Source organism: Hafnia alvei, from assembly GCF_900095695.1.
In the GTDB taxonomy this organism is placed as follows: Bacteria; Pseudomonadota; Gammaproteobacteria; order Enterobacterales; family Enterobacteriaceae; genus Hafnia; species Hafnia alvei_B.
Window position 1 is genome coordinate 16587 of sequence record NZ_FMIQ01000059.1, and the last position, 26503, is coordinate 43089.

28 protein-coding genes and 1 pseudogene are annotated in these 26503 nt (G+C 49.4%); 19 read left to right on the top strand and 10 right to left on the bottom strand.

Annotated features, from left to right (window positions below; genetic code table 11):
• Positions 1–57: 57 nt before the first annotated feature.
• The 9 genes from rsxA to gstA all read left to right on the top strand — a co-directional run bounded on the left by rsxA (position 58) and on the right by gstA (position 9187).
• Positions 58–639, top strand: a complete 582-nt coding sequence (gene rsxA / locus BN1044_RS15830) for an electron transport complex subunit RsxA (RefSeq protein ID WP_025801041.1) — start codon at positions 58–60, stop codon at positions 637–639.
• The gene (gene rsxB / locus BN1044_RS15835; protein WP_072309502.1) at positions 639–1232 is read left to right on the top strand and encodes an electron transport complex subunit RsxB; all 594 of its coding nucleotides are present in this window, start codon (positions 639–641) and stop codon (positions 1230–1232) included. The genes rsxA and rsxB overlap by 1 nt, the downstream gene beginning before the upstream one ends.
• Entirely contained in the window at positions 1225–3222 is a 1998-nt protein-coding gene (gene rsxC / locus BN1044_RS15840) for an electron transport complex subunit RsxC (RefSeq protein WP_072309503.1), read from the top strand. The genes rsxB and rsxC overlap by 8 nt, the downstream gene beginning before the upstream one ends.
• Entirely contained in the window at positions 3223–4275 is a 1053-nt protein-coding gene (gene rsxD / locus BN1044_RS15845; protein WP_072309504.1) for an electron transport complex subunit RsxD, read from the top strand.
• Between the two features lie 9 nt (positions 4276–4284).
• Entirely contained in the window at positions 4285–4926 is a 642-nt protein-coding gene (rsxG, locus tag BN1044_RS15850) for an electron transport complex subunit RsxG (RefSeq protein WP_072309505.1), read from the top strand.
• Positions 4926–5624: an electron transport complex subunit E gene (locus tag BN1044_RS15855; protein WP_072309506.1), complete on the top strand. Its 699-nt coding sequence runs from the start codon at positions 4926–4928 to the stop codon at positions 5622–5624. The genes rsxG and BN1044_RS15855 overlap by 1 nt, the downstream gene beginning before the upstream one ends.
• On the top strand, positions 5621–6262 hold the full coding sequence (nth, locus tag BN1044_RS15860; protein ID WP_072309507.1) for an endonuclease III: 642 nt from the start codon (positions 5621–5623) through the stop codon (positions 6260–6262). The genes BN1044_RS15855 and nth overlap by 4 nt, the downstream gene beginning before the upstream one ends.
• A gap of 614 nt (positions 6263–6876) precedes the next feature.
• Positions 6877–8388 carry a dipeptide/tripeptide permease DtpA gene (dtpA, locus tag BN1044_RS15865; protein ID WP_072309619.1) on the top strand — a complete coding sequence of 504 codons (1512 nt, stop codon included), beginning with the start codon at positions 6877–6879 and terminating at the stop codon, positions 8386–8388.
• Positions 8389–8581: 193 nt separating this feature from the next.
• Positions 8582–9187: a glutathione transferase GstA gene (gene gstA, locus BN1044_RS15870; protein ID WP_072309508.1), complete on the top strand. Its 606-nt coding sequence runs from the start codon at positions 8582–8584 to the stop codon at positions 9185–9187.
• Positions 9188–9228: 41 nt separating this feature from the next.
• Here the strand turns inward: gstA and cynR are convergent, their stop codons facing one another.
• Positions 9229–10125 (bottom strand): transcriptional regulator CynR, encoded by an 897-nt coding sequence (gene cynR / locus BN1044_RS15875; protein WP_072309509.1) that lies wholly within the window; start codon positions 10123–10125, stop codon positions 9229–9231.
• 107 nt (positions 10126–10232) lie between these two features.
• Between cynR and BN1044_RS15880 the strand changes: the two genes are divergently transcribed.
• Both BN1044_RS15880 and cynS read left to right on the top strand, forming a co-directional pair.
• Positions 10233–10895 (top strand): carbonic anhydrase, encoded by a 663-nt coding sequence (locus BN1044_RS15880; protein WP_072309510.1) that lies wholly within the window; start codon positions 10233–10235, stop codon positions 10893–10895.
• A gap of 25 nt (positions 10896–10920) precedes the next feature.
• On the top strand, positions 10921–11391 hold the full coding sequence (cynS, locus tag BN1044_RS15885) for a cyanase (RefSeq protein ID WP_072309511.1): 471 nt from the start codon (positions 10921–10923) through the stop codon (positions 11389–11391).
• Between the two features lie 78 nt (positions 11392–11469).
• On the opposite strand, the gene pdxY is transcribed toward cynS, so the two are convergent.
• The 5 genes from pdxY to anmK form a co-directional block, all read right to left on the bottom strand.
• Entirely contained in the window at positions 11470–12330 is an 861-nt protein-coding gene (gene pdxY / locus BN1044_RS15890; protein ID WP_072309512.1) for a pyridoxal kinase PdxY, read from the bottom strand.
• Between the two features lie 97 nt (positions 12331–12427).
• Positions 12428–13702 (bottom strand): tyrosine--tRNA ligase, encoded by a 1275-nt coding sequence (tyrS, locus tag BN1044_RS15895; RefSeq protein ID WP_025801054.1) that lies wholly within the window; start codon positions 13700–13702, stop codon positions 12428–12430.
• 129 nt (positions 13703–13831) lie between these two features.
• Positions 13832–14485 carry a pyridoxamine 5'-phosphate oxidase gene (gene pdxH, locus BN1044_RS15900; RefSeq protein WP_072309513.1) on the bottom strand — a complete coding sequence of 218 codons (654 nt, stop codon included), beginning with the start codon at positions 14483–14485 and terminating at the stop codon, positions 13832–13834.
• Between the two features lie 299 nt (positions 14486–14784).
• Positions 14785–15093, bottom strand: coding sequence for an MliC family protein (locus tag BN1044_RS15905; RefSeq protein WP_072309514.1), 309 nt, complete (start codon positions 15091–15093; stop codon positions 14785–14787).
• A 39-nt stretch (positions 15094–15132) separates the two neighbouring features.
• Positions 15133–16248: an anhydro-N-acetylmuramic acid kinase gene (gene anmK / locus BN1044_RS15910; protein ID WP_072309515.1), complete on the bottom strand. Its 1116-nt coding sequence runs from the start codon at positions 16246–16248 to the stop codon at positions 15133–15135.
• A 373-nt stretch (positions 16249–16621) separates the two neighbouring features.
• Here anmK and BN1044_RS15915 point away from each other — a divergent pair.
• Positions 16622–17091, top strand: a pseudogene (locus BN1044_RS15915) (glycine zipper 2TM domain-containing protein).
• A 92-nt stretch (positions 17092–17183) separates the two neighbouring features.
• Here BN1044_RS15915 and slyA read toward each other — a convergent pair.
• Positions 17184–17615 (bottom strand): transcriptional regulator SlyA, encoded by a 432-nt coding sequence (gene slyA / locus BN1044_RS15920; RefSeq protein ID WP_072309517.1) that lies wholly within the window; start codon positions 17613–17615, stop codon positions 17184–17186.
• Between the two features lie 175 nt (positions 17616–17790).
• Here slyA and BN1044_RS15925 point away from each other — a divergent pair, with 175 nt between their 5' ends.
• From BN1044_RS15925 to BN1044_RS15935, 3 genes are read left to right on the top strand one after another with little or no spacing between them, the layout of a single operon-like run.
• Positions 17791–18027 carry a DUF1656 domain-containing protein gene (locus BN1044_RS15925; RefSeq protein ID WP_046457060.1) on the top strand — a complete coding sequence of 79 codons (237 nt, stop codon included), beginning with the start codon at positions 17791–17793 and terminating at the stop codon, positions 18025–18027.
• A 6-nt stretch (positions 18028–18033) separates the two neighbouring features.
• Positions 18034–18894 (top strand): efflux RND transporter periplasmic adaptor subunit, encoded by an 861-nt coding sequence (locus BN1044_RS15930; protein ID WP_072309518.1) that lies wholly within the window; start codon positions 18034–18036, stop codon positions 18892–18894.
• A 9-nt stretch (positions 18895–18903) separates the two neighbouring features.
• A complete protein-coding gene (locus BN1044_RS15935; protein ID WP_175421618.1) occupies positions 18904–20925 on the top strand; it encodes an FUSC family protein in 2022 nt (673 codons plus the stop codon).
• Positions 20926–20929: 4 nt separating this feature from the next.
• Here the strand turns inward: BN1044_RS15935 and BN1044_RS15940 are convergent, their stop codons facing one another.
• Together BN1044_RS15940 and BN1044_RS15945 are read right to left on the bottom strand one after the other, a co-directional pair.
• Positions 20930–21169, bottom strand: coding sequence for a DUF1289 domain-containing protein (locus BN1044_RS15940; RefSeq protein ID WP_072309519.1), 240 nt, complete (start codon positions 21167–21169; stop codon positions 20930–20932).
• A gap of 66 nt (positions 21170–21235) precedes the next feature.
• The gene (locus BN1044_RS15945; protein ID WP_072309520.1) at positions 21236–22144 is read right to left on the bottom strand and encodes a LysR family transcriptional regulator; all 909 of its coding nucleotides are present in this window, start codon (positions 22142–22144) and stop codon (positions 21236–21238) included.
• A gap of 123 nt (positions 22145–22267) precedes the next feature.
• Here BN1044_RS15945 and BN1044_RS15950 point away from each other — a divergent pair, with 123 nt between their 5' ends.
• The 4 genes from BN1044_RS15950 (at position 22268) to rnt (ending at position 25700) form a co-directional block, all read left to right on the top strand.
• On the top strand, positions 22268–22909 hold the full coding sequence (locus BN1044_RS15950; protein WP_072309521.1) for an NAD(P)-dependent oxidoreductase: 642 nt from the start codon (positions 22268–22270) through the stop codon (positions 22907–22909).
• Positions 22910–23163: 254 nt separating this feature from the next.
• The gene (locus BN1044_RS15955; protein ID WP_072309522.1) at positions 23164–24261 is read left to right on the top strand and encodes an alkene reductase; all 1098 of its coding nucleotides are present in this window, start codon (positions 23164–23166) and stop codon (positions 24259–24261) included.
• Between the two features lie 203 nt (positions 24262–24464).
• Complete coding sequence (gene gloA / locus BN1044_RS15960; RefSeq protein WP_046457053.1) at positions 24465–24872, top strand: lactoylglutathione lyase; 408 nt, start codon at positions 24465–24467, stop codon at positions 24870–24872.
• A gap of 171 nt (positions 24873–25043) precedes the next feature.
• On the top strand, positions 25044–25700 hold the full coding sequence (gene rnt, locus BN1044_RS15965) for a ribonuclease T (protein WP_072309523.1): 657 nt from the start codon (positions 25044–25046) through the stop codon (positions 25698–25700).
• Between the two features lie 121 nt (positions 25701–25821).
• On the opposite strand, the gene BN1044_RS15970 is transcribed toward rnt, so the two are convergent.
• Positions 25822–26166 carry a Grx4 family monothiol glutaredoxin gene (locus BN1044_RS15970; protein WP_025801068.1) on the bottom strand — a complete coding sequence of 115 codons (345 nt, stop codon included), beginning with the start codon at positions 26164–26166 and terminating at the stop codon, positions 25822–25824.
• Between the last annotated feature and the right edge of the window lie 337 nt (positions 26167–26503).

A 26503-nucleotide genomic window follows, 5' to 3' on the forward strand; every position in this document is an offset into this window, starting at 1 on the left:
ATCCCGATAATACGGCGGTTTTTCTTCGTCTACTGTTTTTCTTGCTAGGTTTAGTTGATGACCGATTATTTGCTGTTACTGGTCGGTACCGTTCTGGTCAATAACTTTGTTTTAGTTAAGTTTCTCGGCTTATGTCCATTTATGGGCGTGTCTAAAAAGCTGGAAACGGCCATTGGTATGGGGCTGGCAACCACCTTTGTACTCACCCTCGCCTCTGTTTGCGCGTGGGCGGTTAATGAATTCATTCTGGTGCCGCTGGCGCTAGGATATTTGCGTACCTTAACCTTTATCTTGGTGATTGCCGTTGTGGTGCAGTTCACCGAGCTGGTGGTACGTAAAACAAGCCCTGCGCTGTATCGACTGCTCGGTATCTTCCTGCCGCTGATTACAACTAACTGCGCCGTGCTTGGCGTGGCGCTGCTTAACGTCAACCAGTCGCATAACTTTATGCAGTCTGCTGTTTATGGCTTTAGCGCCGCTGCCGGCTTCTCACTGGTGATGGTTCTGTTTGCCGCGATCCGTGAACGTTTAGCCGTGGCTGACGTACCCGCGCCGTTTCGTGGCTCATCTATTGCACTGATTACCGCCGGACTGATGTCCCTTGCGTTTATGGGCTTTACCGGGTTGGTGAAATTCTAATGTCGTCGTTGTGGATTGCTATTTGTGCCGTCGGCGCTATCGCGCTGGTTTCCGGTATCGTGCTCGGCTTTGCCGCGCGCCGTTTTAAAGTTGATGCTGACCCTATCGTTGAACAGATCGACGCTATCCTGCCGCAAAGCCAATGTGGTCAATGCGGGCACCCTGGCTGTCGCCCGTACGCCGAAGCTGTTTCAAGCGGTGGCGAAAAAATTAATCGTTGCGCCCCAGGCGGCGAGCAGGTGATGTTGAAGATCGCCGAACTGCTCGCGGTAGACCCTCAGCCTTTAGACGGCGAAGCCGCCCAGTCTGAGCCGGTGCGTCAGGTGGCACTGATTGATGAAGAGAACTGCATCGGCTGTACCAAATGCATTCAAGCCTGCCCCGTTGATGCCATCGTTGGCGCAACACGCGCCATGCATACAGTAGTGAGCGATCTGTGCACCGGTTGTAATCTGTGCGTCGCGCCTTGCCCAACCGACTGCATCACGTTAGTGCCGGTACCGACCACCACGGCAAACTGGAAATGGGACCTAAACACCATTCCGGTCAGAACAATTTCCGTAAATGAACGCGAAGTGGAACACCATGTTTAATCTGTTTGCAGCGCTGAAAAAAGACAAGTTGTGGGACTTCAAAGGCGGTATTCATCCGCCTGAAATGAAGCATCCGTCCAGCCATGTTCCGCTGCGCCACGTTTCGCTGCCGCCAATGTTGATTATTCCCGTTCAGCAGCATATCGGCTCGGAAGGTGAACTGTTAGTGAAAGTCGGTCAGCACGTCATGAAAGGTCAGCCGCTCACGCGCGGTACGGGCCGTATGCTGCCGGTTCACGCCTCTACGTCCGGGGTGATTAGCGCCATTTCGCCTCAGATAACCGCGCATCCTTCGGGTCTGCGCGAAACCTGTATTACCCTGATTCCCGATAATCAAGATCGCTGGGGAGAGTTGCATCCGGTCGCGGATTACCGCGCAGAGTCACCGTTAGCCCTCACTGAGCTTATCCATCAGGCGGGTATTGCGGGCTTAGGCGGTGCGGGCTTCCCGACCGGTAACAAATTGGAAGGCGGCTATGGCAAAGTTGAAACGCTGATTATCAATGCCGCTGAGTGCGAACCTTATATCACCGCCGACGATCGTCTGATGCGTGAACATGCCGCTGAAATCATCGCCGGCTGTGAAATTCTGCGCCATATTTTGTCACCTCAGCGCACCCTGATTGGCATTGAAGATAACAAGCCAGAAGCCATCGCGGCGTTGAAGCTCGCACTACAGGGCCACGACGATATCAAACTACGGGTGATCCCGACCAAATACCCGTCCGGCGGTGCCAAACAGCTCACCAAAATCCTCACAGGGATGGAAGTGCCTTTTGGCAAACACTCCGCGTCTATCGGCGTTTTAATGCAAAACGTCGGTACGGTTTATGCGATCAAACGCGCCATTATCGACGGTGAGCCATTGATTGAACGCGTTGTAACGCTCACCGGCGAACTGATGAAAAAGCCGGGCAACGTGTGGGCACGCTTAGGCACACCGGTTAAGCACCTTTTACAGGCCGGTGAGTTTGAAGCTCAGAACCGCTCACCGATGGTGATTATGGGCGGTCCATTGATGGGCTTTACCCTCGCCTATCTCAATGTGCCGATTGTTAAAATCAGCAACTGCATTTTAGCGCCGTCAAAAAATGAGTTTGATGAAGCCAACGAAGAGCAGGCCTGCATTCGCTGCAGCCAATGCGCCGATGCCTGTCCTGCCGGTCTTTTGCCGCAGCAGCTTTATTGGTTTAGCCGTGGTCAAGAGCATGAGAAAGCGCGCCAGCATCATCTATTCGACTGCATTGAATGCGGCGCCTGCGCCTACGTTTGCCCAAGCAGTATTCCTCTGGTGCAATACTACCGCCAAGAGAAGGCGGAAATTAAAGCCGCCGATCAAGAAGCGGCGCGAGCCGCTCAGGCAAAAGAGCGTTTCGAAGCCCGTCAGGCGCGTTTAGAACGTGAAAAAGCCGCTCGAGAATTGCGCCATAAACAGGCCGCGGTGAAAGTGACCGAAAGCGACCAAACTGCGGTACAGGCCGCGGTGGCACGCGTTAAACAGCGTCAAGAGCAGCAGAACGGTATCAGCTCAATTCACCCGTTTAACAACGATCAGGAAGATAACAGCATTCGCGCGGCTCGTGAGGCGCGCAAGGCCTTGGCTCGCGAGCGTAAGCAGGAAAATGTTTCCCAACCTGAAGCCGAAGCCGATCCGCGTAAGGCAGCCGTTGCCGCCGCGCTCGCTCGCGTTAAAGCCAAAAAAGCCGCTCAGGCAAATACCGCTGAAGGTGGCGCAACGGGCAATGAAAATATCGTCGTTCCTGCTGAGGAAGCCGGTGAAGATCCGCGTAAAGCTGCGGTTGCCGCTGCGATTGCACGCGCTAAAGCCAAAAAAGCGGCTCAGGCGCAAGAAAATGATACGGTTTCAGCGTCCTCTGATGAAGGCGCTGATAACTCACAAGACCCACGCAAGGCCGCTGTTGCAGCTGCTATTGCCCGTGTAAAAGCGAAACAGGCGGCGCAGAAGTCAGCCGCGGTTAACGAGGATTAAATGGCTTTTAGAATCGCCAGCTCACCCTTTACTCATAATCAGCAATCAACCCAGCGCATCATGCTGTGGGTGATTTTTGCCTGTATTCCTGGCATCGCTGCTCAAGCCTATTTCTTTGGCTATGGCAATCTTATCCAATGCGCGTTGGCCATTGTGACGGCGCTGCTGACAGAAGCTCTGGTCTTGCGCTTGCGTCATCGAAACGTAGCTAAAACCTTGGGCGATAATTCCGCTCTGCTGACGGCGTTGCTGTTGGGGATCAGTCTGCCTCCGCTGGCGCCTTGGTGGATGGTGGTATTAGGCACGGTGTTTGCCATCGTGATTGCCAAACAGCTGTACGGTGGTTTGGGGCAAAACCCGTTTAACCCAGCGATGATTGGCTATGTCGTTCTGCTGATTTCTTTCCCCGTGCAGATGACCACGTGGCTGCCGCCAGAGAGCCTAATGAACGCGCCGCTGAATGTGAATGATACGCTGTTGCTTATTTTTAGCGGGCATACCGCCGACGGCACGGTTATCCATCAGCTGATTCAAACCGCCGATGGCATCAGTCAAGCCACGCCGTTAGACAGCTTTAAAACCAGTCTTCGCTCCGGCCATGACGTGGCTGAGATTCTGCGTCAGCCAATTTATCAAGGCGAGTTTGCTGGTTTAGGCTGGCAGTGGGTTAACGCCGGTTTCTTGCTCGGTGGCATCGTGTTACTGCTGCGCGGCGTGATTCACTGGCAGATCCCCGTGAGCTTTATTGCGGCCTTAGCGGTATGTTCGGCTCTCGGCGGTTATTTCTCTCCCGAAAGCGCAGTGCCGCCGATGTTAGAACTGTTCTCCGGCGCAACCATGCTGGGCGCTTTCTTTATCGCAACCGATCCGGTGACGGCGTCTACAACGCCGCGCGGGCGTTTGATTTTTGGTGGTTTGATTGGCGCATTAGTGTGGATTATCCGTACCTACGGTGGCTATCCAGACGGTGTAGCCTTTGCCGTACTACTGGCGAATATTACCGTTCCGTTGATTGACCACTACACCAAGCCACGCGCTTACGGACATCGCTAAGGAATCGCTATGCTTTCTACTATGCGCCGCCATGGCACCACGCTTGCGTTGTTTGCCGTATTAGCCACGGGTTTGACGGCGGTGGTGAATGAATTAACCAAAGATACCATCGCTCATCAGGCTGAACTGCAGCAAAAACAACTCTTTGACCAGGTTCTACCCACCGAGATGTATAACAACGAATTACAGCATGAATGTTACGTTGTCACGGATAAGCGTCTTGGATCTGCTGCACCGCACCATTTATATCTGGCACGGAAAGATGGCGTACCGGTGGCCGCCGCGGTGGAGTCTACCGCGCCCGATGGCTATTCCGGTGCGATTCAACTGCTGGTTGCCGCTGATTTTTCCGGTAAGGTGTTGGGCGTACGCGTTTTAGAGCATCATGAAACGCCCGGTCTAGGGGATAAAATTGATGCCCGAATTTCTGACTGGATTAACAGCTTTCGCAATCAAACCGTTCACGGGGATAATGACCCACGCTGGTTTGTGAAAAAAGACGGCGGCGTGTTTGATCAGTTTACCGGAGCTACCATTACGCCACGCGCGGTGGTCAATGAAGTTCGCCACACGGCCGTTTTCTTACAAGAGAATCGTGAACGTATTGAATCCATGCCGCGCTGCCAAATAACCGCAGGAGAAAGTAACTGATGAGTGAAGCCAAAACGCTGCTGGCAAATGGCCTGTGGAAAAATAACTCTGCGCTGGTTCAGTTGCTCGGATTGTGTCCTTTGTTGGCGGTATCATCTACCGCAACCAACGCTCTTGGGCTGGGTTTGGCAACCACGTTAGTGCTGGTTTTCACCAACAGCGCCGTTTCTGCCCTGCGCCGCTGGGTTCCGCACGAGATCCGTATTCCGATTTATGTGATGATCATCGCCTCGGTGGTGAGCACCGTGCAGATGTTGATCAACGCCTACGCGTTTGGGCTGTATCAGTCGTTGGGGATTTTCATCCCGCTTATCGTGACCAACTGTATCGTGATTGGTCGCGCCGAGGCTTATGCAGCTAAAAATCCGGTCGGTCTTTCTGCCATTGATGGTTTAGCGATGGGACTGGGTGCAACCTGTGCGCTGTTCGTATTGGGTTCGCTACGTGAAATCTGCGGTAACGGTACATTGTTCGACGGTGCCGATTTATTGTTAGGTTCTTGGGCTAAATCGTTGCGCATTGAAATCTTCCACACTGATACGCCATTCCTACTGGCAATGCTGCCACCCGGTGCATTCTTGGGTCTAGGATTTTTGTTGGCGCTGAAGTATGTTATTGATCAGAAAATGAAAGCCCGTCAGGCAGCGCGTCAAACCGTTGCTCCGACTATCAATAATGAAAGCGAACGAGCATTATGAATCAGGAAAAGCGCACGCTGATCCTTAAGCGGCTACAAGAGAATAATCCTCACCCCACCACGGAACTGGCCTACAGCTCAAATTTTGAGTTGCTGATTTCAGTGCTGCTATCGGCGCAAGCTACCGATGTGAGCGTAAATAAAGCAACGGCGCTGCTATATCCGGTGGCAAATACCCCAGCGGCGCTGCTCAAACTGGGCGTTGATGGCATCAAGCAGTACATCAAAACCATCGGTTTATATAACAGCAAGGCAGAGAATATTGTTAAGACCTGCCGGATCCTGCTTGATGAGCACAATGGCGAAGTGCCAGAAAATCGCGCCGCGCTGGAAGCTCTGCCGGGCGTTGGCAGAAAAACCGCTAACGTGGTGCTCAATACAGCCTTTGGTTGGCCAACGATCGCTGTAGATACCCACATATTCCGCGTATGCAACCGCACCGGTTTTGCACCAGGAAAAAACGTTGATGAAGTCGAAGCTAAGCTACTAAAAGTGGTACCCAAAGAGTTCAAGCTTGATTGTCATCACTGGTTAATATTGCATGGCCGCTATACCTGCATCGCGCGCAAACCGCGCTGTGGCTCATGCATCATCGAAGATCTGTGTGAGTTCAAAGAGAAGGTTTATCCCGAATCCTAAGCATACCGATACATAATGCGCAGGTATTCTCTTGCGCATTATTGAATGCAGCTTCCTCACTAGCCCCCAAATCTCGCCCTAGCGCCGCCTCCTTCAACTGTGATCCCGTCCGCTTTTTTCATAAAATGTGTGAAAAGATGCCATAGCGCCGAGATCAAGGGTTTTCGTTGTCATTTTTTTGAAATAGATCACATTTATCAGGTCACGAAAAATAACTATTTTCATACAAAATGTGAATTATTTGGATAATTATGCACATAAACGGTTATGCATTATTATTGCAATGGCATTTTTATAGAAAGCAGTCGATCACACTGCATATCTTTACAATAGAAGAATATATAACGAAAAACGGTCTGATTAGGATTTAATCAAAACATTAATTCGGGAAAGAGCGAAAACACAATGCTTCACTCTGCATAACATTTGTAACAACTCGCGGATGTTCTGCATAAAGTTTATGTAACAGAATATTTCATAGGTATTGTCAGACTGCATCATATAGTGAACATTAACCCCCGATCTTCCAACTTATAACAATGCAAAAGGATGCTTCCCCGCATCACTCTTTGTTTCCCTGTCACTGATAGGGTATGAAAAAATTCGAGGTATTTGTGTCAACCGCAAACAACAACAGTAATAAGGCAGATGAGAGCGTTAGCCTAAACGCCTTTAAGCAGCCTAGAGCTTTCTACCTGATTTTCTCCATCGAACTATGGGAACGTTTTGGTTACTACGGCCTTCAGGGCATCATGGCCGTTTATCTGGTCAAAATGCTTGGAATGACCGAGGCCGACTCGATCACCCTGTTCTCTTCCTTCAGCGCACTGGTATATGGCTTTGTTGCTATCGGTGGCTGGTTAGGCGATAAAGTTCTCGGTGCTAAACGCGTTATCGTGCTTGGCGCATTAGTCCTCGCCGTGGGTTATGCCTTGGTTGCCTTCTCAGGCCACGATATCACGTGGGTCTATGCAGGTATGGCGACTATTGCCGTAGGTAACGGCTTGTTCAAAGCCAACCCATCTTCCCTGCTTTCAACCTGCTATGAGAAAAACGATCCGCGTTTGGACGGTGCATTTACTATGTACTATATGTCCATCAACATCGGTTCCTTCTTCTCTATGCTGGCAACCCCATGGTTGGCCGCACAGTATGGCTGGAACATCGCATTCTCACTGAGCGTTGTGGGTATGCTGATCACGCTGGTTAACTTCATGATGTGCCGTCGCTGGGTTAAGAACCACGGTTCTAAACCTGACTTTGAGCCTCTGAAATTTAATAAGCTGCTGATGACCTTAGTGGGTATCGTAGTGCTGATCGGTGTTTCTTACTGGCTTCTGCACAACCAGATCGTTGCTCGTTGGGCGCTGGCGTTGATTTCTCTGGGTATCGTTCTGGTATTCGCTAAAGAGACTTTCGCTCTGCACGGCCCTGCTCGTCGTAAGATGATCGTTGCTTTCTTGCTGATGCTGGAAGCCGTTGTCTTCTTCGTTCTGTACAGCCAGATGCCAACGTCTCTGAACTTCTTTGCGATTCACAACGTTGAGCACTCTATTCTGGGTATCGCGTTTGAGCCAGAACAGTATCAGGCACTGAACCCATTCTGGATCATGGTAGCTAGCCCAATTTTGGCTGCGGTTTATAACAAGATGGGCGACCGTCTGCCAATGCCACACAAGTTCGCTATCGGTATGGTTCTGTGTTCCGGTGCATTCTTAGTGCTGCCATGGGGCGCAACCTTCGCCAACGAGCAAGGCATCATGTCTGTAAACTGGCTGATCCTAAGCTACGCTCTGCAGAGTATCGGCGAGCTGATGATTTCTGGTCTGGGTCTGGCAATGGTTGCACAGTTGGTTCCACAGCGTCTGATGGGCTTCATCATGGGCTCATGGTTCCTGACTACCGCAGCGGCTGCGCTGATTGCGGGTAAAGTGGCTGCGCTGACCGCTGTACCTTCTGACGTACCAGATGCTCACGCATCACTGGCTATCTACAGCCACGTATTTATGCAAATTGGTATCGTAACAGCGGTTATTGCCGTGCTGATGATGTTGACCGCGCCTAAACTGAATCGTATGACTCAGAGCAGCGATGAAGAAAACGCTCGCGAAGCTGCGACCGTTTAATCACTTCCGGTTATCATTGTGAAAAGCGCCCTCTGGGGCGCTTTTTTTTATCTGCGAGCGCCTGCAAAAATACTCAAACCAGTCACTGACAATTATTCATTGTCGCCGTAATATGGTTCTTCGCTAGGTATATCGATACCCCAAATAGTATGACGGGTATATCAATGTCTCAGGATCGTCTAAGGAGTGTTTGATGAAACTGTTTTACAAAGCCGGAGCTTGTTCTCTCTCTCCGCACATTGTTCTGCGTGAGGCTGGGCTAGACTTTACGATTGAGCGCGTCGATCTTGCCACTAAGAAGACCGAGCACGGTGAAGACTTCCTGAAGATCAACCCGAAAGGTCAAGTACCTGCCCTACAATTAGATGATGGAAGCTTGTTAACTGAGGGCGTTGCCATTGTGCAATATCTCGCAGACAAGGTGCCAGACCGTAATTTGATCGCACCGGCTGGCTCACTGGCTCGTTATCATGCCATTGAGTGGCTGAACTATATTGCGACCGAGTTGCACAAGGGCTTTAGCCCTCTGTTTAACCCGAAAACGCCTGATGAATATAAAGCCATCACACGTCAGAAACTGGAACAGCAGTTCACCTATCTCAATGGTGTACTGAGCAATCAGAGCTATCTGCTGGGCGCGCGTTTTAGCGTAGCTGATGCCTATCTGTTCACCGTGTTGGGCTGGGCTAAAGCTCTGCATTTCGATCTGCCAGCCTATCCAAACATTGTCAGCTATATGGCACGCGTTGCTGCTCGCCCTGCCGTTGACGCAGCACTGACGGCTGAAGGCCTCAAGTAATCTCTTTCTGCTCTATCTAAAAGGCCCTTAGTGGGCCTTTTTCATTTCGAATCAATATGATCCTGCATAAACTCTTCAAACATAAGTGACTTAAAAGCTTGGCTTGCCGCGCTTGTATAATGTGTTTTATGAATCAGCAATGCAGCGGTACGTTGGGGTAACGAAGGCACTAAGCTGATGGCGTGCATTTCACGCTGTTTCTCAATGATGGCCTGAGGAAGCACTGACACCAAATCACTGCTTTTAACCAGATCCAGAATGGTGTTAATGGAATTGGCCTCAATGGCTAAATGAGGTTTTAGCTGATGCTGGTCAAAATAGTGGTCGATATAGGCACGCGTGGCGAAGTCCTGACTTAACAACGCCATTGGCACCGCTGAAATCTCATCCAGCGTCATCTTTTCTTTGCTGTATAGCGGGCTGTTATCCCCCACAGCCACGGCGAGCACTTCAGAAAATAGCGGGTGATAATCGATATATTCAACGTGATGAGAAACAAACGCCAAGCCAAGATCCAACTCATTTTCCTGCAAGTCTTTTTCTAATTGCTCCTGCGAAAGTTCACGCAGATGCAGCTTAATGTTGGGATATAGCTGATAAAAGCGCTTAAACAACGGACCGATCAAATAGGCACTAAAAGTCGGCGTAAAGCCAACCCGTAAACTTCCTCGGCTTAAATCCTGCACATCATGGATCGCTCGATAGCCCATTTCTAGCTCATTCAACGCACGACGCGCATGTTCAAGGTACACCTCTCCCACGTCGGTTGGACGCACAATCCGGTGTGTTCGATCGAGCAAAGCGACGCCCAATTGCTCCTCTAACTGCTTAATTTTTTGCGATAGCGCGGGCTGAGAAAGGCAGACTTCCTCTGAAGCGCGGGTGAAATTTCGATGTTTGACCACGGAAAGAAGAGCACGAAGATTGCGAAGGAACATAGCACCTACTATTCAAAAAACTTATACAAAGTATAAAAAATGGCACTTAGACATTATAGAGAAATAACCGCATTCTTGCTGCACGTTTTAGCACGCAGGAAAATATCATGCAGAACATCATTAAAGGCTTTTTAAAATTCCAACAGGAATGCTTTCCGCAGCGCACCAAGCTGTTCAAAGATCTGGCGAATAACCAGAGCCCAAGCGTTCTCTTTATCACCTGTTCCGACAGCCGTGTTGTACCGGAGTTCTTAACTCAGCAGGAGCCCGGCAATCTTTTCGTTATTCGCAATGCGGGTAATCTGGTTCCGTCCTACGGCCCTGAAGTCGGCGGCGTTTCAGCCAGCGTTGAGTACGCTGTCGCCGCTTTAGGCGTAACCGATATCGTAATTTGTGGACACTCGGATTGCGGAGCCATGACGGCGATTAACCAAGGCGTTTGCCTAGACCATATGCCGATGGTATCTCAATGGCTGAAACACGCGGATGCTGCAAAACTGGTTAATGCGACCCGTTTCTATGCGTCCGAAGCCGAAAGCCTCAATGGCATGGTTCAGGCTAACGTCGTTGCTCAACTTTCCAATCTAAAAACGCACCCTTCAGTGGCGGTCGCGATCGAGCAAGAACGACTCAACCTGCACGGTTGGGTCTATGACATTGAAAGCGGAGAAATGCTGACCCTTGAGGGGGAAAGTAAAAAATTCGTTTCACTGAGTGAAAATCCTTACACCTGCGCCTTGGCATCACACCGCGCAGCTAACGCCGCCTAATTCATTGACTATTTTGGAGAATATTATGACTCAAACACTGACGACTCAAAACGCCCGCATCGCCCTTACAGAAACCATTATTATGGCCAAAATGGTGAAAAACCTGACTTGGCAGGATCTGGCCGACGGCACGGATATGAGTATTGCCTTCGTCACCGCCGCATTGTTAGGCCAGCATCCATTACCGGAACATGCCGCGCAAAAAATCGTTAAACAACTCGAGTTGCCAGAAGATGCGGCGCTGCTATTGCAGGCGATACCACTGCGCGGCTCGATTCCTCAGGGTATCCCAACCGACCCAACCATCTATCGTTTCTACGAAATGCTGCAGGTATATGGCACAACGCTCAAAGCGCTGGTGCACGAACAGTTTGGAGATGGCATCATCAGCGCCATCAACTTCAAGCTGGATATTAAGAAAGTGGAAGATCCAGACGGTGGTTCACGCGCGGTGATCACCTTTGATGGGAAATATTTGCCGACCAAACCATTCTGACCTTAGGCAAATAAAAAATCCCCCTGCACTCATGTAGACCGCAGGAGGATTTTTTTATCAATGCAATATTAAGCCGTTTTACAGCGCCACAGCCGCAAACTGATGCACTGGCTGAGCGATCAGATCCTGAGCTGCTACAACCTGCAGCTCATATTCACCCATTTCTTTGGTGGACAGCATCACTTCATAAACAGCTGCGGTCACATGTTCTAAGGCTTTCTTCAGCGGCTCACCTTTCAGCATGTTCACCAACAGTAAACCACTGGTTAAATCCCCCACGCCAACCGGCTGGCGGGCACCAAAATCGACCAACGGACGGCTGATGTGCCATGCTTCATCGGCGGTAACCAAGATCATTTCAAAGCGATCTTTGTGATAGCCGGCGTAGGACAAATGTTTAACCAGAACCACTTTCGGTCCGCGAGCAATAACGCTGCGAGCGGAAACCAGCGCTTCTTCTACGCTATTAATGGTATGTCCCGTCAGCTGTTCCAACTCCAACAGATTAGGCGCCATGATATCGCTACAGGCAACCGCATCGCGCGCAAAAAACTCGGCTACGCCCGGCGCAACGATACACCCTTTTTCCGGATGCCCCATCACTGGGTCGCAGAAATACCAAGCATTTGGGTTGGCAGCTTTGACTTTGCGTACAATATCCAAAATATGTCCGCCCTGTTCTGGCGAACCGATATACCCACTCAATACGGCATCGCAGTTTTTAAGCTGATCGATGTCTGCAATTCCCTGCACAATTTCCGTCAAATGATTGGCTGGCATCACACAGCCAGTCCAGTGACCGTACTGGGTATGATTTGAAAACTGAACGGTGTTCAGTGGCCAGACATTTACGCCCATACGACGCATAGGAAACTCAGCTGCGCTGTTTCCTGCATGACCAAAAACCACATGAGATTGAATAGATAGGATATTTTTCATGGATGCGACCTACTTCACTGTCGCTCTCGACAGCGGTTTATTCATATTAAGGGGAAAATAAGGGGGACCTGAGTCCCCCTTTTATTGCATCCGTGGCTTATTTCCAGCAAATCAGGCAGTAATTCTTTTTACCGCGACGCAATAAAGTAAAGCGTCCGAACAGACGGTCAGCATCGCTGAAGGTATATTCCGGATCAGACTGTTTTTCACCATTGATGGTAATTGCATTCGACGCGATCGTTTTACGCGCCTGACCACGAGACGGCTGTAGCTCGGAATCCACCAGCGCCTGTTGCAAGTCTGCATCACGTGCCAGTTCAACCATTGGCATACCGTCCTGCGCCAGTTGAGCAAAGTCAGCTTCGGTCATTTCGCTCAGCGCGCCAGAGAACAGGCTCTGGGTAATACGTTTTGCAGCGGCTAATCCTTCTTCGCCGTGAACCATGCGGGTCACCAGCTCAGCCAGCACGTATTGTGCACGCGGCGCTTTGCCGCTGTTTTTGTCTTCTTCTTCCAGCGCGTCGATATCCTTCAGGTCCATAAAGGTGAAGAACTTAAGGAAACGATACACGTCCGCATCGGCGGTGTTGATCCAGAATTGGTAGAATTTGTATGGGCTGGTTTTCTTCGGATCCAGCCACACTGCGCCACCTTCGGTTTTGCCGAATTTGGTGCCATCTGCTTTGGTGATCAACGGAACGGTCAAGCCCCAAACCTGCTTCTGGTGCAGACGACGGGTTAAATCAATACCTGAAGTAATGTTGCCCCACTGGTCAGAACCACCGATTTGCAACTCAACGCCGTGCAGCTCGTTCAGGCTAGCAAAGTCATAACCCTGCAGCAGGTTGTAGGAGAACTCTGTGAACGAGATACCCACGTCGTCACGGTTCAAACGCTGTTTTACCGCTTCTTTGTTGATCATCTGATTAACAGAGAAGTGTTTACCGATATCACGTAGGAAGGTCAGCACGTTCATATTGCCGAACCAATCATAGTTGTTGGCCGCAATAGCGCTGTTTTCACCACAGTCGAAATCGAGGAACGGTGCAACCTGATGGCGGATTTTATCTACCCACTCGTGCACGGTATCCTGCGTATTCAGTTTACGCTCGGTAGCTTTAAAGCTTGGGTCACCGATAAGCCCTGTCGCGCCGCCAACCAAGGCAACAGGCTTATGGCCTTCTAACTGGAAACGTTTCAAGCACAGCAACGGAACCAGATGGCCCAAGTGCAAGCTGTCAGCGGTCGGATCGAAACCGCAATACAGTGCTAGTGGCCCTTGCGCCAGTCGCTCTGCCAACGCTTCTTCATCCGTTACCTGGGCAATGAGGCCCCGCTCTTGCAGTTGTTTAATCAGGTTGCTGCTCGCCATTAAAGACTCCATTAAATTTTAATTTACTACCGCGCGTTCCATACGAGTGATAGTTCGTGCGGGTGATAAGCCCTATAGAATAAAGGGGTCACGCCCATCGCGCTAGATTTAACTGGTGTTTTTCGCTGATTAAGGCGCCAACCGGTCAATTTCCCACGCATCGCCTTGGCGTTGATAAATAAAACGGTCGTGTAAGCGGTTTTCTCGCCCCTGCCAGAATTCCATCGAGTTAATTTTTACGCGGTATCCGCCCCAGAAGCTTGGCAAGGGGATTTCACCCTGTAAGAATTTCTGTTTCAGCTCGAGGAACTTACCTTCCAAGATGCCGCGCGTCGAAATGCGTGACGATTGATGAGATACCCAAGCCGCGATTTGGCTATCTTTCGGCCGGCTATGGAAATATTTCATCACTTCTAGCGTCGATAGCTTTTCTGCCGTGCCTAATATGCTGACTTGGCGATCGAGCATATGCCACGGGAAATGCAGGCTAATATGAGGGTTCTCTTCCAGCTGTTGCGCTTTGCGGCTGCCTAGGTTGGTGTAGAACACCATTCCTTGCTGGTCAAAATGCTTGAGTAACACAATGCGCTGATACGGTTGGCCACTTTTGTCTACCGTCGCCACACACATGGCCGTTGGGTCGGCTAAACGCGCCTCACAGGCTTGTTTTAACCAACGCTCAAACATCTCTAGCGGATCGTCCGTCAGATCGCTTCGGCGCAGTCCACCGCGTACATACTCACGACGCAGATCGGCAACATCAAACTCGTTGTTTTCACTCATATTCAGCAGTCCATCACAAGTCCAGAACGCTATTCTGCTCCCGTGGCGGGATAATCTCAATTCACTCACAACTATCGTTGTTGCTGCATTAGCCATTATTGAGGAAAAAATATGCCTGTGAGCAAATCCCCGTGCCATTCAAAGACGGCAGCAGATATCTATAACACTGAATTGAAAGTAATTTTTCATAGCATTACGAAATGCGTCGACGAGCAGTGACAGTACACCGCGTATTATAGGGACAGTCATTATACGAAAGGGAAAAACGGTTGGGGCCGCGGGTGCAGCCCCAGAAATGATTAAGATTTCAGCACGCAGTCGTTAATGATGATTTGGTCGTTACGTTCGATAAACGCGGTATTGCCTTTAGACCAGAAGGTGTACTTGCCGTCGCTGTAACGCGCGCCGGACGCAGAAATCACCTGTGGTAGCGTTAACTGATTGCCATCCATGATGAAACTGACCTGATCCTTCTGATTATCCACGGTTACGGTCAACGGAGTCGTACCACATTGGTAACTCAGCGGCTCAGGCGCAGCCTCTTTGTGCGCGGTCTGACAACCTGCCAATAATAAAATCGCACCTGCGGCAGCGATATATTTAAACATGAGCGTTCTCCCATTGTATTTTTAAATTGAATCAGAAAATCAAATTGCGTGGTTGGCTGGATAAATCGCGCCAAGAACGGTTTCCTGTGAAGCACCAGTGACCGAAGGTAAGTTACCGGGCATACCCGATAACGTACGGTAAGCCAGCCAGGCGAAGGCCAACGCTTCCATATCATCGCCACTCACGCCATAGGCGTCAGTACTACAGACTTCCGTTCCCGCCAGCAACGCCGCCATACGACTCATAATGAGCGGATTTCTCGCCCCTCCGCCGCATACCAGTAAACGTTCACAGCCGCCCGCCAATTGAACCTGATCGCAAATGCTAATTGCGGTAAGCTCCACCAGCGTAGCCTGAACGTCTACGGCGGCAATCGCCGGGAATTGGGCCAGTTGTTGTTCCAACCAGCCCAAATTAAACAGTTCTCGCCCCGTGCTTTTCGGCGCCGGACGCGCAAAATAAGGTGCCGCCAAAAGGTGTTGCAATAAAGGCTGATTCACCGAGCCCTGTTTTGCCCACGCCGCATCTTCGTCATAGGCCTTGCCATGATTACGCCAGATCCAAGCATCCAGCAGCATATTACCGGGACCGGTATCGAATCCTCTGACCGATAACCCCGGTAAAAGCAGGGAAAGATTGGCGATGCCGCCAATATTAAGCACCATGCGCCGTTCTACCGGATGCGTGAGTAGCGCATGATGGAAAGCAGGCACTAACGGCGCGCCTTGCCCGCCATAGGCCATATCGCGGCGGCGAAAATCACCCACGGTCGTAATCGCAGTGAGTGCGGCAACACGGTTATTGTCACCCAACTGCATGGTAAACGGATTATCACCCTCGGGCTGATGCCAAACGGTTTGGCCGTGACAGCCAATGGCCGTAATGTCTTGCGGTGTCAGCGAGGCTTGCTTTAATAAATGGTTAATCGCTTCGGCATAGAGACTTCCCATCTGTCGGTCTAACTCACCGACCTGCGCTAGCGTCACCGCTTGCCCTTGGCACATGCCTAAAATTGATTGTTTTACGTCCATAGGAATGGGATGTGAATATCTGCTTTGCTGTGCGACCATCCGCTCATCAATAGCGGCAATGACAACGTCGATCCCGTCAAGGCTGGTTCCTGACATCACGCCAATGTACCGTCCCGATCTCATTTCATCGTCCTTATTTATTTTCGTTAGTTGAAATTAGCCTCTTCAGCCACTAAACGGAACCGGATTTATCTAATTTCCGTGCCAATATCATAAACATTGCTGACCTTTCTTGACGTAATATTTTCCTTACGAACGATTCGTAGACTGACAAAATGCAGTAAAATAGTAAAAGAGTTGGTGATTATTTAAACCGACAAAACTTAAACGGTCGTTTATTGTTGGTTGAGTCAATCATCTGTATGCTACAGCGATACAGGCATTGGTATAGGCAATAGTTTGTTTATAGCCAACCTTTTAGAGTAAACACACAGCCGTAACGACAGGCCAAAAAACAAGCCCGCGCGTAGAAGGCTAGAATGGAAGGAATATTGTTATGATTAAGCGTCTTATTGTTATCGCTCTTGCCGGCGCTTCGTTGGCTGGTTGTGCAAACACCAGCACATTATCTGGTGACGTTTATACTGCGGGTCAGGCTAAAGAAGTTCAGCAGGTTACTTACGGTAGCATCGTGTCAATTCAGCCGGTTCGTATTCAGGCTGGCAACGATAGCAACGTCATTGGCTCTATCGGTGGCGCGGTGTTAGGTGGTTTCTTAGGTAACACCGTGGGCGGCGGTACTGGTCGTAGCTTAGCAACGGCGGCTGGCGCAGTTGCGGGCGGCTTAGCCGGTAACAGCATTGAAGGTGCTGTTAACCGTACCGATGGCGTGCAGTTAGTGGTACGTAAAGACGATGGCAAAACGATTGCCGTAGTGCAGAAAAACGGCAGCAAACCTTTCGCGGTTGGTCAGCGTGTCATGCTGCTGCTAGCGGCAGCAGCGTCAGCGTCTCAGCGACTAACTAAGCCTGATTGGCTTAGTTAAACGAGAACACGAAACCGGAGGCAATGCCTCCGGTTTTTTTTGGTTTGCTGTTAGTAATAAAAAATAATTATAATTATTTGTTTTGTAAGTGAATTATATTTTGTTCCAGACGCTCAATTAAGCTAGTCAGCAGTGTCACTTCTTCTGGTGAAACGCCAGATAAGATCTCACCACGCGTCATCGTGATAACGTCATTAACTTCCTTGATAATAGGTGCAGCTTCTTCCGTCAACTTAATGCGTTTAGCGCGGCGATCGTTTGCGCAGGTATGGCGTGTAATTAAGCCCTTCTCTTCAAGCTGGTCCAACGTGCGAACTAATGAAGGCTGCTCAATGCCGATAGCTTTAGCCAGTTGGATCTGAGACTGCTCCGGCGGTAGACGATTAATATTGTATAGAGTAACCCAATGCGTTTGTGTCAATTCAAGCGGTTTCAAACGCTGATCAATTAACGCTCTCCATACACGAACTAATCGTGCTAAATCCGAGCCTAGTGTCGATTCCAATTTACTCTCCTTATAATTAGCGTGCTAAGATATTCACCCAGAGTAGCTACTAGTTTGGTTCTCAATCGTAAAAATTTCAAATGTATATCTATATCCTCCAGAAAATAATCTATGCTTATGGACAATTAACATCTATGTTACCTATAAATCTCTTAATGGATCTGGAGTGGTAAACATGGACATCCTTTCTTCATCCCAAGGCTCACCGTTGCCAGATCTGATATTAGGCGCATCGCTCTATTTTCCGCCTATTTTTAAAGCTGTTTTACTCGGTATTGTTTTCTGGTTGCTTATTCATCGTTTATTCCGCGATGTGATTTACTCTGGCGATATTTGGCATCCAACGCTAATGGATTTGTCAATTTTCGTCATCTGTGTAAGCACCAGTCTTTGGCTATTAACCAGTTGGTAAAATAATATGAAACAGAACACATTACGCTACTTCTCAACGGTTATAGTTTGTGCAATTGCAATCACCGCCGGCTGGTGGGCTTGGAATTATTATATGCAATCGCCTTGGACGCGAGATGGTAAAGTCCGTGCCGAGCTCGTCAATATTACACCAGAAGTATCGGGAAAAATAATTAAAGTAAATATCAGTGATAACCAACAGGTAAAACAAGGTGAACTGTTATTTTCTTTAGACCCTACGCCGTTCGAAATTGCGCTAAGTAATGCCAATGCCGCGATGGCTAAGGCCGAGTCAGATTTAGCCAAAGCTAACCATGAAGCCGCTCGCCGTGGAAACCTACCGCGTAACGTTATCTCCGCAGAAGACCTCGACGAGGCCCAACTGAATGCGCAAGCAATGAAAGCGAATTATAAATCCGCGCAATCTAATTTGGAACAGGCTGAGTGGAATTTACACCACACAAATATTTATGCTCCGGTCAGTGGATTTATAACTAATTTACAAACCCGAGTGGGAAATTATGCCTCTATTGGCTCACCGCTCGTGGCTCTTATTGATATTAATTCGTTTTATGTGATGGGTTATTTCGAAGAAACCAAACTCAGACATATAAACATCGGAAATAACGTGGATATAACTCTGTATAACGGAAATATTCCATTACAGGGACGCGTAGAAAGTATTGGCCGCGCAATTTATGACCAAAGCGTCGATAGCAGCGATAATATGCTGCTTAATGTAAAACCGAACGTACCTTGGGTACGACTGGCTCAACGGGTGCCGATCCGAATTAAGCTTGAAAATGTGCCTAAAGATGTTTTGCTGGTTGCGGGAACCACCTGCACAATTTCTGTTCGCAGCCGTTAACAGGACAGCATGGTGAATTTCTCTTGGCTAGATTGGCGCAATACTCCGTGGGCAAAAGCCAACGCAGCACAATGGCGTTATGCACTTCGCAACGCTATTGCCATGTGTTTGGCGCTCTGGGTCGCTTTTTTATTAGATCTGGATGACCCCTATTGGGCGTTTACGTCTGCCGCGGTGGTGAGTTTTCCTACCGTTGGCGGGGTTATCAGCAAGAGTATCGGCCGCATCGCGGGCAGCCTAATCGGCGCCGCAGCTTCCGTATTGATCGCAGGACAAACACTAAACGACCCTTGGTTATTTACTTTTTATATTGCGGCGTGGATTTCGCTTTGCACCTATGTCTCGAATCATTACCAAAATAACGTCGCCTACGCTTTTGCTTTAGCAGGTTATACCGCTGCGATCATCGCCTTCTCAACGGCAGAATCCACCGATACCATGCAAATTTTTGATATTGCACAGGCTCGCGTCTGCGAAGTGATCACAGGAATTCTGTGCGGTGCCTTTATGATGATGATTCTGCCGAGCACGTCCGATGGCAACAATCTCGTGACCTCGCTACGCAGAATGCATCAGCGTTTACTGGAACATGCCACCATGGTGTGGCATCCAGAGACAACACCAGAGATGCGGACATCCCATGAAGGTCTGATCGGCCAAATCCTGACCATGAATATCTTGCGTATTCAGGCATTCTGGAGCAACCACCGGATGCGAAGTCGCAATAATGTGCTCAATTTTTTACTGCATCGACAACTGCGGCTAACCAGCGTGATTTCCAGCATTCGTCGAATGCTGGTGAATTGGCCCGAACGTCCTGAATTCTTGCAGGATGTATTACAAGACACCCTAAAAGAGTTGCAGGATCCTAACACCAACAAATATCGTTTAGCCAAAATTCTCAGCCGCATTTATCCGCAGGATCCAAGCGATTATCGGCTACGCACGTTTTATCTGCGCCTACGTTATTTCTGCTGGCTCTATTTACAAGGCAGCCGGTGGATTCGCCACATCGAAAACTCAACCCCAGAAGATAGCTTTTCGCCGCCAAAAGTTCACAGTATCGCGCGGCATACGGATAGTATGGAGTCGGGCTACAATGCTTTGCGTACGTTTATTGTGCTCATCGTCGGCTGTGGATTCTGGATTAATACCCAATGGGATGCGGGCTCTGCGGCATTAACTATTACCGCAATTACCTGCGTGCTCTATTCCACGTCAGCCTCCCCTATGACCAGCCTAAGCACGTTATTCAAAGCGATGGTGTTGCTGTCCATTGGCTGCTATCTGGCAAAATTTGGGTTGATGATTCAAATCGATGACTTCTGGGTGTTCTGTGCATTCCTGCTGCCGGTTTTACTCACTATGCAGTTGCTCAAACTACAAAATCCTAAAACCGCGGCGCTATGGGGACAGCTGATTGTCTTCATGGGTTCATTTTTGTTGGTCACCAACCCACCAGAATACGATTACAGCAGTTTCGTGAACGGTAACATCGCTAAAATTTGCGGTGTATTGCTGGCAGCCGTGGCATTTCAAATCCTGCGGCCAAGCTCTGATAAACGTAAAAGTCGCCGAATCGTTCGCGCTCTGCGGCTAGATTTTATGGATCAGATAAGCCGTCATCCTCAACAGGATGAAAGCCAGTTCGAGTCTCGGATTTATCATCGCATCAGCCAGCTTAATCAAAGCAAGGATGAACTATCGCGTATTTGGGTGCTGCGTTGGGGCGTCGTGTTACTTAACTGTAGCCATATAGTATGGCAACTGCGGGAATGGCAGACACGTTCCGATCCACTTTCTGCGGTGCGCGACGTTTGCATACACTGCTTGAATGGGATTATGACGGAGAAAGGCGTTCAGCATGAGTCGCTCGATGGCACCTTAGCCGAACTGTTAAGGATCAGCGAGGTGTTATCTCGCCATCCGGATCAAAGCGGCCGTGATTTAGCCGGTCTGGTATGGCGCTTATATTGTTCTTTATCGCAGCTACAGCAAAGCGTGGCCTCTTCTGTGACAAGCAAGCCCTGAGATATCAAAACAACGATGGCTGCTCCGGCGGATTGATTTGTTCGGCATTATCGTTGCGCCGCTGACGTAAAAATCGTTGGCGGCACAAACGGAGCACATCGCGTTTTTGCGGATCGCTCAGTTTCATCCAGTCAAACCGTTCTTCTCGGCTACGCATACAGCCACGACAGTAGCCCCGCTCGTCCGTCTGGCATATACCTCGACACGGGCTAGGAATATCAAAAAACTCAAGCTGCTGGGCCACGATATACCTCCTGCTTACTATCTTAAGTGAAGACGCAAACAAGGAACTGAGCAAATCAATTTTCGTTTAATATTCTGTATCTTTATATGTCTGAAAGAAATTACGCAAGCAGAGCATAGCCTGACGGCTTTTTTCAGTATGCACTCTCTCTAACGTTAATGCGTGCAGCTTGAGCGGCGTGGGTCGCCATTCAGGTAACAGCACCACTAACTCTCCTCTCTGAAGCTCATGGCTGATTTCATACAGCGGCTGAACTGAGATCCCTAATCCCTCCAGCGTAAATGCGCGTAATACATTCATGCTGCTACTGCCGGTGGCAATATCGGGCAGCCGAATTTTGCACACTTCCCCGCTGCGTTTTTGTAAGGTGATTGAGGTAGGAATTGCATCGTTGGTGCTGATCAACCACTGATGCTGCGTCAATTCATGCGGGGATTCAGGTATCCCGCTGCGGTTTAAATAACGCGGCGATGCACATAACACCATCGGCCACGTCGCGAGCGGATGCGCAATATAAGAAGCATCGTCCAATTGTCGATTAACCCGCAAAGCAATATCAGCGCGAATATCAATTAAATTAATAATTTCATCGTTAGCTAAGATCCGCAGACTCAGCTTGGGATGAGCTTGCAATAGCGGGGCAAGAGCCTGCGCAAGCGGTGTTCCACCAAGACCTATCGTTGTAGCAATGCGCAATTCGCCAACCAGCGTGTCGCGCATTTCGGCCAGTCTTTGCTCCGCCTGACTCGCCTCATGCAACATGGTTTTGCAGCCTGGATAAAATGCCGCGCCCGCATCCGTGAGCGTTAGTTTTCGCGTAGAACGATGCAGCAGCGCCACACCCAAACTCTGCTCTAGCGTTCGCATATGTTGACTCACCGCGGAAGCGCTCATGCCTAAACGCCGCCCCGCCGCGCTGAGTGAACCTTCCGCGACGACAACGGCAAATACCGCCATACGATTAAGTTTATCCATCGAATCCCCCTTCTCATCTTAAAGTTTTACTTAAAGAAGTTAGTGGCAATATGCCACTTATCAGCCACGCTGTTAAGGCTTAAAGTTTCTCTATCGCAATCAATGTTGAAAAAGGAATGAATAATGAAACTCGCTATTATCGGTGCAACAGGTTTTGTCGGTCGTGTGGTGGTTAACGAGGCGCTGGCGCGTGGTCATGACGTTACCGCCATCGCTCGTCATACCAAAGATTTACCCACTAATAGCCATTTGCATATTGCACTTGGCGATGTGACCGACATTGATTGGCTGGCACAAACGCTCAAAGGCGTAGATGCGATAATCAGCGCCTTTAACCCCGGCTGGACCGATCCTGACCTGTACGCCAACTTTGTCAAAGGTAGCAATGCTATTTTGAAAGCGGTCGAAAAATCAGGCGTGAAACGTTTCTTGGTGGTCGGCGGCGCGGGTAGCCTTGAAGTGGCACCAGGTGTTGAACTGCTCGATACACCACAGTTCCCCGCAGAGATCCGTCCTGGCGCGCAAGGTGCTCGTGAACTGCGTGACACATTACGTGCCGGTAGCCAACTGGATTGGACGTTATTATCCCCCGCGGCCATGCTAAAGCCGGGTCAACGTACCGGCAGTTTCCGTTTGGGTACAACGTCATTGCTGATGAACGGTGATGCGCCTGCCAGTATTTCCGTTGAGGATCTTGCCGTTGTCATCCTGAATGAAATTGAACAACCACAATTTATTAAGCAGCAATTCACCGCCGCTTACTAAGCCACAATCCTCTCCTAATCCCCCTTTCCCACGAACAGTCGCGTGCTGTTCGTGGGCGTTTCACTCTCTGTAACTGCCTATAATTCCTGCGTTTACAATTATTTCTTCACAAACTATCTGTGCTTGTATTGACTTAGACCAACTGGTCTATTAGTCTTTGCCCAAGCCTCGCTGTCACGTTTTACCCACGTCTGACGAGCTAACCTAAACTTCGTGGCGCATGATAATGCGCAACAACTGCAACAGGATTGACTATGAAAATCGAAAAGTTATTCACTCCGGTCACCGTTGGTGACGTTACTTTACCTAATCGCATTTTCATGGCTCCGCTGACACGCTTGCGCAGCATAGAACCGGGTGATATTCCAACCCCGCTGATGGGTGAATACTACAACCAGCGCGCGGGCGCAGGTTTGATCATTACTGAGGCCACTCAGGTTTCATTCCAAGCCAAAGGATATGCCGGTGCTCCAGGCCTGCATACGCCAGAGCAGCTAGCCGCATGGAAAAAAATTGTGTCAGGCGTCCATAAGCAAGGCGGACATATCGCCGTACAGCTGTGGCACGTTGGCCGTATTTCTCATAATAGCCTGCAACCTAACCAACAGGCTCCCGTTGCACCTTCTGCGATTGCCGCCGATACCCGCACCACCGTACGTGATGAAAATGGTCACTGGGTACGCGTGCCTTGTTCACAACCTCGCGCTTTAGAAACCAGTGAAATTCCGGGCATCGTTAACGATTTCCGTCATGCGGTGAGCCTTGCTAGCCAAGCCGGTTTTGATCTGGTTGAGCTTCACGCTGCCCATGGCTATTTATTGCATCAATTCATGTCACCGGCCTCAAACCACCGCACCGATCAATACGGTGGCAACATTGAAAATCGCGCACGTTTAACTCTAGAAGTCGTTGACGCTGCGATTGCCGAATCTGGCGCGGGCCGCGTTGGGATCCGTATTTCTCCATTAGGCCCGTTCAATGGTCTGGACAATGGTGAAGATCAAGAAGAAGCGGCGCTTTACCTGATCGGTCAGCTTAACCAACGTAAAATTGCCTACCTGCATCTTTCTGAGCCAGATTGGGCAGGCGGCAAGCCTTATTCAGAGGCATTCCGTCAGGCAGTTCGCAAACAGTTTAGCGGCGTCATTATTGGTTCAGGCGGATATACCGCAGAAAAGGCCGAAACGTTGTTGAACCAAGGTCTCATTGACGCGGTGGCTTTTGGTCGTAACTTTATCGCTAACCCTGATTTGGTCGAGCGCTTAGAGAAAAAAGCCCCACTGAATACGCCACATCCTGAAACCTTCTATGGTGGTGATGCTAAAGGCTACACAGATTATCCAACGCTATAGCTGCAATATTAATACCTTGGCATAGCTGCCAACCCTCTGACCGCCTCCACTCTGTCAGAGGGTTTTTTATTTACGGCTCTGGCGATTAATCAGGGGCTTTTATTGATCGCTGAAAGTAGGCTGTTACAATGTGTCTACATCCTGTCGCTATTGCTGATAGCGAAGCCTTGTCATCAAGGTCATTCTAATTTCAGAGGGAAATTATGCGGTTACTTCATACCATGCTGCGTGTTGGTCATCTGCAACGCTCAATCGACTTCTACACCAACGTTTTAGGCATGCGTCTGCTGCGTACCAGCGAGAACGAAGAGTATAAATACTCCCTTGCGTTCGTCGGCTACAGTGATGAGAGCGTGGGTTCCGTTATCGAACTGACCTACAACTGGGGCGTAGAAAGCTACGACATGGGCACCGCGTTTGGCCATTTGGCATTAGGCGTTGATGATGTTGCAGCGACCTGTGAAAACATCCGCAAGGCTGGTGGAAAAGTCACGCGTGAAGCAGGCCCGGTTAAAGGGGGGAGTACTATTATTGCTTTTGTTGAAGATCCCGATGGCTACAAAATCGAACTGATCGAAAACAAACAGGCAGATGCAGGCTTAGGGAACTAACCTCGCCTCCCTAGGATAAAACCTGACTGCTTTGCTTAAAAATACAGCGAACGCATGGCCGTTCGCTTTTTTATGTTTTGTCTGAATGAGAGTCACCCCACGTTTGCTGACTGCAAACTGCAAAAAAATTTGCCATAATGCGCGCTGCATTCCATAGACCAGAAGTTGAACATGGCTGAAACCACCAATCTTAATACGCTGAGCGCGCGCTTTCGCGGGTTCTATCCTGTTGTCATTGATGTTGAAACTGCGGGTTTTGATGCCAACACCAACGCGCTACTTGAAATTGCGGCAGTCACGTTACGCATGACTGACGATGGATGGTTAGAGCCACATGAAACACTTCATTTCCACGTTGAGCCTTTTGTTGGCTCCGTTCTTGTTCCAGAGGCTCTGGCATTCAACGGCATCGATCCTGAAAATCCATTGCGTGGCGCGGTGAGCGAATACGAAGCGCTGCATGCTATTTTCAAAGCGGTTCGTAAAGGCATTAAAGATCAGGACTGTAATCGTGCGGTAATCGTTGCGCATAACGCGCACTTCGATCATTCATTTGTGATGGCCGCCGCAGAACGTGCTGGTTTAAAACGCAATCCATTCCATCCGTTCGCCACCTTTGATACTGCCGCCCTGAGCGGTTTGGTATTAGGACAAACCGTGCTGGCGAAAGCCTGTATCGCCGCAGAGATCCCCTTTGATAGCACTCAGGCCCACTCTGCGCTATATGATACTGAACAAACCGCAACGCTGTTTTGTGAGTTGGTAAACCGCTGGAAACGTATGGGTGGATGGCCATTGCCAACGCCTGCGCCAGAAACCACCGAATAGTCTGCCTCTTTTTCTTGTTGCAGCATCGAGCGGTGTAAGAATTTTTATTTCTGAGTTAACGCAATAAATTATAAAGGCGCCCTTAGGCGCCTTTTATTTTTCTCACAATAATCATCAACGATTACTGTTCTTCCTGCGCAGGATGCTTCGCCGCAGTCTCTTTAATCAGCTGCTGCAGTTCGCCAGCACGGTACATCTCAATAATGATGTCACAGCCGCCAACCAGTTCACCCTCAACCCACAGCTGCGGGAAGGTTGGCCAGTTCGCATATTTTGGCAGTTCAGCACGAATATCCGGATTTTGCAGAATATCAACATAGGCAAAACGTTCGCCACAGGCCGACAATGCCTGAACGGCTTGCGCAGAGAAGCCACAGCTTGGCAATTTTGGTGAGCCTTTCATGTACAAAATAATCGGGTTTTCAGCCAGTTGACGCTGAATTTTTTCAATGGTGGTCATTGTCATTTTAGTTTACTTCCTCTAGCCAGTGTTATGCCTATGGCATGCAAGTGCATATCGAATTATTGTACTGGATTGTACCGAGTGTCGCTCTGAGAAAAAAACGCCATCTTTTATGTGGCTATTATCTGAATTTCAACATCCCGTCACAGCGTAAGCTCAGTTTAATCTAAAAACGTGCTATGCTATATCCGTTTTGTACACGATCAGAATTACCGCGTTTTTTGAACAAAACAGTATCTGATTCAATCACCGTAACATTTGGTCACAAAGAGAATATAAATAGCAGAAATGAATGCTGTTTTGTTGCGGCGGTTTATTTAATACTGTTTGCCATGTTTTT